The organism is Streptomyces soli, assembly GCF_003999195.1.
Classification (GTDB): Bacteria; Actinomycetota; Actinomycetes; order Streptomycetales; family Streptomycetaceae; genus Actinacidiphila; species Actinacidiphila soli.
Genome location: NZ_RJVR01000167.1, coordinates 1 through 4254, shown reverse-complemented (window position 1 = coordinate 4254; position 4254 = coordinate 1). Strand labels below are relative to the sequence as shown.

The 4254-nt window shown below is 70.2% G+C and carries 5 protein-coding genes; 2 read left to right on the top strand and 3 right to left on the bottom strand.

Annotated elements, in window-relative coordinates:
• The coding region (locus EFK10_RS48645) for a DUF7848 domain-containing protein (RefSeq protein ID WP_456318726.1) at window positions 1-349 on the top strand (349 nt) is incomplete at its 5' end.
• A 256-nt stretch (window positions 350-605) separates the two neighbouring features.
• On the opposite strand, the gene EFK10_RS14500 is transcribed toward EFK10_RS48645, so the two are convergent.
• Complete coding sequence (locus EFK10_RS14500; RefSeq protein ID WP_127356110.1) at window positions 606-1592, bottom strand: ArsR/SmtB family transcription factor; 987 nt, start codon at window positions 1590-1592, stop codon at window positions 606-608.
• A gap of 161 nt (window positions 1593-1753) precedes the next feature.
• On the opposite strand from EFK10_RS14500, the gene EFK10_RS14495 reads away from it, so the two are divergent.
• Window positions 1754-2977, top strand: a complete 1224-nt coding sequence (locus EFK10_RS14495; protein WP_127356109.1) for an alpha/beta hydrolase family protein — start codon at window positions 1754-1756, stop codon at window positions 2975-2977.
• Window positions 2978-3029: 52 nt separating this feature from the next.
• On the opposite strand, the gene EFK10_RS14490 is transcribed toward EFK10_RS14495, so the two are convergent.
• Window positions 3030-3383, bottom strand: coding sequence for a hypothetical protein (locus tag EFK10_RS14490; protein ID WP_206305454.1), 354 nt, complete (start codon window positions 3381-3383; stop codon window positions 3030-3032).
• A partial coding sequence (locus EFK10_RS14485; RefSeq protein ID WP_127356108.1) for a conjugal transfer protein occupies window positions 3380-4254 on the bottom strand: 875 nt, incomplete at its 5' end. The genes EFK10_RS14490 and EFK10_RS14485, both read right to left, overlap by 4 nt.

The following is a 4254-nucleotide window of genomic DNA, read 5'->3' as shown; positions in this document are numbered from 1 at the left end:
AGCCCGGTACTCGGAGACGGGTACGCCGGGTTCGGAGAGCGGCCTGAAGAAACGGACCGGTGGCAACACCGGAACCGCGCTTCAGGCCGACTCAACCGGCATCGCCCGCTTCGGTGGCGGCGTCCGCTCGTGGGTCGGGACGCACGCCGGAAGCAACCCGACGCACCACACCTACCGGGAGACCATTCACCGACCGTGGCGCGCAGTGATGGGCCGACATGAGGCAGTGGCTCTTATCGGGGCCTTCAAAGTTGAGCGGTGCGATCAGGGGGCGGACTTCATGTTGCCCGTGGTGCGGCCGAGGAGTCTGGCTGAGTCCGGGCATGCCGAGGTCGCGGCGAAGCCGTAGCCCGCCTGCCCGCGATCAACGGGGGAGCCGGCTGCGCCTTCGGCCCGGGCGCGGTCACACCTCGATCGCGCCATCTGTAGGGTCCGCGAATCGTGGGAGCTGGCTCCTGCCGAGACGTGAGAATCCGGCCTCCGTGAGCTGAGCACCGGTTCCGCCGGTCCGCCTTGAGTAATCGACGTCAGGCGCCCAGACCTGGGTGCCTGACGCGGTGACAGGCTGTGATGGATCAGCGCAGGGGACCCTTGGAGAGGAACAGTCAGTCGTTCGCGTCCCGCGTTCCGCTTCGTCGTTGAACTAGCAAGCTCCCCAGAGCTGTGCGCTGGTGCAGGACCGCCCGTCCGGCGCGGACCGTGGTGATCAGGCCTGCTCCGCGCAGCGCGGTGGCGTGGGCGGAAGCGGTGGCATTGCTGACGCCCAGACGACGAGCGAGGTCGCTGGTGGTGTGCTCCTCCGCGAGCAGGAGCAGGATGGCGAGGCGGGTGAGCCCAAGCACGGCGGCCAGCGCGTCGTCCGTGCCGCCCGCCCCGGCCGGCGGGAGCGGCAGGCCCGGACCGGCCGGGTAGGTCAGGATCACGGGGCGATCGGGCAGGTCGGAGATGAGGGGATGGCCGGTCCAGTGGAAGGTGGGCAGGAGCACCACGCCGCGCCCACGCAGCTTGATGTCCCCCTCACGGGGCATCTCCAACTCCCAGACGTCCTCGTGCAGTCGGGTGCCGGGGACGAGTGCGGCGAGTGCGGCGCCAATGCCATGCTCGGCCACGGCCAGGGCATGGCGGGTGAACTCCCTCTGGTGCAGGTCCTGCACCAGAGGCCACACGGGGCGCAGGACCGTCTCGAAGGCCGCATGCTGTGCGCGAAGGAGGACTTGCCAGGCATGGGCGTCGCCCCGGTGCAGGTCGCGGAGCCACAGCGGAGCCGGAGAGGTGTGTTTGGCGTACACTCGCTCGATTTCGGAGCGGACCCAGTCCGGGCGCGAAGCCCGGACGGTGTCCAATCCCTCCTTCAGACTGTCGCTGATCACGTCGATGAAGCTGGGAGCCTCCTCCGCGGGGACCAGGTCCCTCAGCGGCAGGACGGTAACCGGCAAAGAGTGGAGCAGCCGCCGTCTCCAGCGGCCGAAGAGCAGCGTGTCGTGGCGGCCGCACATCATGCCGAGGGCCGCGTTCAGCTCTTGCAGCGGGGCTGGCCGGGATGCGAACCGGACCCGGGCGAGGTCGGCGGCGGTGAAATGGATCCGGATCACTACTCCCCCTGGTGGCTGTGCGCCATCGTTTCGGGCAGGCCCTAAACCATCGCCTGTGCTCCCCGCTGGGCGCCAGCATTCAGGTCATGCCCTCTGCATTCACCCAGGGGCCGCCGGAAGGCGCAAGGACTGACGTCTTACAGACAGAAGGGGAGCGAGCCATGGTCCGCACAGAGTTCGGCGACGGAGTAGACCGGCGGACCGTCACCAAGTCAGGCGTGCTGGCCGCCGCGCTGCTGCTCGCGGGCGGCGGGGGCGTCGCACAGGCACGGGCCGCGGACGATATCACCGTGCGGTTGCCGGCGCCGACCGGCCCGCACCGGATCGGGGTCACCACGCTGTACCTGGTCGATCGCGCCAGGCGCGACCCGTGGGATCCCGTCCCTGTTCGGGAAGTGATGGTCACGGTGTTCTATCCGGCCCGTACCGTCCGCGGCTACCCGGTCGCACCACAGATGACCGAGGGCGCCGCGGGTCTGTTCACGGTGATCGACGCCTCCGTCCACCACTTGCAGAAGGCTGGGGTGAACTGGGCGGCCACCACCACCCACTCACACACCGACGCGCCGGCGCAGGCCGTGCGGCGACCGGTGGTGCTGTACAGCCCGGGCGGCGGCGACCCGCGCACCCTGGGCACCGGAGTTGCCGAAGAGCTGGCAAGCCGCGGCTACGTGGTGGTGACCATCGATCACCCCGGGGATGCCAGTGAGGTGGACTTTCCGATCGAGAGGGCCGGGCGGGAGAAGGTCCGCCCGACCATTCTTCGCGGAGAGCCCGGTCCGGAGCAGTTCCGCACCATGATCGACACCCGGATCGCGGACATTCGGTTTGTGCTGGACCAGTTGGGAGTGCTGGCAGCCGGGCGGAACCCGGACGCGGCGGGACGCGTGTTGCCGGAGCACCTCAGTCGTGCGCTGGATCTGCGACGGGTGGGCATGTACGGCCACTCGGCCGGCGGTACCGCCACGGCCGAGGCGATGTACGAGGACCGCCGCATCGGCGCGGCAGTCAACCTGGAGGGCTATCTGGACCACCCGCCGAAGACGCCCGGCCAGGAAGGGGAGCTGTTCCCGGTCGCCCGGGACGGAGTGGACCGGCCGCTTCTCCTGCTGGGAACCGATGGCTTCCGCAACGAGCGGTTCGATCGTTCCTGGTCGGCCATGCTGGCCCACCCGCAGGGCTGCACCCGCAGGCGGCAGATCGACAACGCCACGCACTGGGTGTTCACCGACTACGCCGCCATGGCGCCCCAACTGCAGGCCGCCGGGCTGATGACCGCCGACGACCGGACCGCGCTGGTCGGCGCGATCGACCCGGCACAAGCGGTGCCCATGGTGCGCAATCACGTGCTCTCGTTCTTCGCCCAGCACCTGCCTTCACACTGACCGGCTATATATCCATCAGCGATAGGTCGATGTCGTGCACCGCGTTGTCCTGTCAGCGTCCGTCATCGGAGAAAGAGCCGAGCAGCGCGCCGCCCGCCACACCCGGCAGCCGGTCCGGCTGAGGCGAGACCACGACGGTGATGGCCCCGGCGGACTTGGCCGGGTTGTTGACTTCGTCCTGGAAGAGGTTCGCCAGGGAGTCGCGGGAGTTGTAGAGGCCCAGGGCCAGGACCATGCCGATCAGGGCGCCGATCCCGGCTTTGAGGGAGACCTTGCGGACGAAGGTGATGACCACGATCGCGGTCAGGCCGACCTGCAGGCCCTTGTCACCCCAGGCCCCGAGCGTCGACAGCCAGGAGTTGCCGAGGTCGGCGAGCTTCCCGGCCAGCTGCACGTTGGGGGTCACTTGGCCGCACCCCCAACCACCGTGGCCGTGCTGCTGCTCGGCTGAGGCGTTGCCGTCGCGGTGGCGGTCTTCGCCGGTGCGCCGGCCTGGAGTGCGGTGACTTCCCACCGGCCCGAGCGGGCGGTCATCGTCAGGGTGTAGACCAGCGGCCACTGGCCGCCTGCGGTGTCCGTGGCGGTGACATGGGCCTGGACGTGCACCGTCGTGCCGTCGCCCGGTACCGAACCGCCGGCGACGTCGGAGTCGGCGGCGGCCTGGTCGACGGTCACCGACGTGTAGCCGGACCCGCTGACCGCGGTCAGGTCGGTGCCGGGGGAGAGGTAGCGGTCGACCTCGCCGACGCCGGTGAGGTAGGCGTCGAAGAACTCGCCCAGCGACGACACCAGCGCGCCGTCGGCGGGCAGCGGATTCGTCAGCGGCGAAGCGGCCGCCTTCGCCGTGCCCGGGCCGGCGATCTCGGCGGGGGCCGCGGTCACCGTGAACGCGCCCGTCCCGCCCGCGGTGTCCGACGCGACCACCGGGACGGCGAAGTACCGCACGACCGTCCGCGCATCCGCGTCCGGAGTCGACGACGCACCGTTGGTGTCGTTACGGACGGTGAACTGCGCAGCGACGACGACCGACCAGCTGCCGTCACTCAGCCGCGCGCTGCGCACCGCCACGGTGCGCTGCAGCGACTGCGCAGCCGCGCTTGCGGACCGGGTCGGCAGATCGACGGTGGGCGCGAGCGCGTGGATGGCTTGCGCGGTCGTGCTGTCGGCGTTGGTGGCGTTGCTGCGCAGCCACAGGTCGCAGAACAGCAACCCAGTGCGGCTTCGCCGCACGCCGGGGGGCGGGTAAATCTGTGGGTGTGCGCCGGTGATGCCTCGGT

What these genes read in the sequence shown, in the direction of transcription:
- EFK10_RS14495 (WP_127356109.1), top strand. Translation starts at nt 1,754, where the DNA reads ATGGTCCGCACAGAGTTCGGCGACGGAGTAGACCGGCGGACCGTCACC.